Consider the following 1,662-nt stretch of genomic DNA (forward strand, 5'->3'; position numbering starts at 1 on the left):
CACGGCGGCGCCCGCGGCCCCCGTCGGCACCCGCCTCGACGCGTGGTGGGCGAACCTGCTGCGCACGCCGCGGCGCCGAGCCGTCTGGACCTGGGGCGGCCCGATCGCCGTCACCCTCCTCGCGGCCGTGCTGCGGTTCTGGAACCTCGGGAATCCGCAGGCGATCGTGTTCGACGAGACCTACTACGTGAAGGACGCCTGGACGCTCCTCGCCAACGGGTACGAGTCGGCGTGGCCGGAGGGCGCGAACGAGGACTTCGCACGCGGCGACACCGAGGTGTTCTCCGACGACCCGGCGTACGTCGTGCACCCGCCGCTCGGCAAGTGGATGATCGGGCTCGGCATGGCGCTCTTCGGAGCCGACAGCGCGTTCTGGTGGCGCGCGTCGACGGCGCTCGCCGGCACGATCGCCGTGTTCCTCATGACGATGGTCGGCCGACGTCTCTTCCACTCCACGCTCGTCGCCGTGATCGCCGGGTTCCTGCTCGCCATCGACGGCAACGCGATCGTGATGAGCCGGGTCGCGCTGCTCGACAACTGGGTCATGCTCTTCGCCCTGCTCGGATTCTGGTTCGTGCTCATCGACCGCACGGCGGCCGAGTCACGGCTGCGCGAACGGCTCGCCGCGCTGCGCGAGGGCGGAGCCGAGCCGCACTGGGGGCCGGTGATCTGGGCGCGTCCGTGGGTGATCGCCGCGGGCGTCGCGTTCGGTGCGGCCACCGCCGTGAAGTGGTCCGGCCTCTACTTCGTCGCCGCCTTCGGCATCTACCTCGTCCTCGTCGACGCGATGGCCCGGCGGCGCGCCGGGCTGGGCTTCTGGGTCGAGGGCGCGCTGTTCAAGCAGGCGCCTGCGACCTTCCTCCTGCTGGTGCCGGTGGCCGGCGTCGTCTACCTCGCGTCCTGGACCGGATGGCTCGTGACCGACGGCGGCTACTACCGCGGGTGGGCCGACGAACCGGGCAACGCGGCGACGGGGTTCTGGTCGTGGGTGCCGCACTCGCTCCAGAGCCTGTGGCACTACCACCAGGCCGCGTACGGATACCACGTCGGCGTGGCCTCCCCTCATCCGTGGCAGGCGAACCCGCTGACCTGGCCGCTCTCGCTGCGCCCGACGAACATGTACTTCGCCACGACAGTCGACGGGTCGGGAGGCTGCGGACAGGGGGAGTGCTGGTCGTCGATCATGGGCATCCCGAACCCGATCATCTGGTGGGCCGCGACGCTCGCGACGGGCTACCTCGTCTACCGCTTCGCCCGGTATCGCGAGTGGACGGCGGGCGCCATCCTCGTCGGCGTCGCCGCCGGCTACCTGCCGTGGCTCATGTACCTCGGCCGCACCGTCTTCCAGTTCTACACGATCGCCTACGAGCCCTACCTGCTGCTCGCGCTCGCCGCGGTCATGGGCATCGTGCTCGGCCGGCGCGACGACCCGAGGTGGCGGCGCCAGCAGGGCATCGCCACCGTCGGCGTGTTCCTCGGCGTGGCGGTGGCGGTCTCGATCTTCTTCCTCCCCCTCTGGACCGCGGTGCCCGTGACGCCCGACTTCCGGCAGCTGCACTTCTGGCTGCCGGGCTGGGGATGAACGGCCTGGGGCCCGACGGCCCGGGCCCCGCGTCGGGGCGGTGGCGCAGCCGGATGGCCGGCCTCGGCGTCGCGGCGGCC

The 1,662-nt window shown here is 72.0% G+C and carries 1 protein-coding gene; it reads left to right on the top strand.

Features of this window, described 5'->3' with window-relative positions; genetic code table 11:
- Positions 1-1,582 (top strand): dolichyl-phosphate-mannose--protein mannosyltransferase (locus ESO86_RS16545; protein WP_129235913.1); only part of this gene is annotated, 1,582 nt, incomplete at its 5' end.
- Between the last annotated feature and the right edge of the window lie 80 nt (positions 1,583-1,662).

Source organism: Agromyces binzhouensis (assembly GCF_004135055.1).
GTDB lineage: Bacteria > Actinomycetota > Actinomycetes > Actinomycetales > Microbacteriaceae > Agromyces > Agromyces binzhouensis.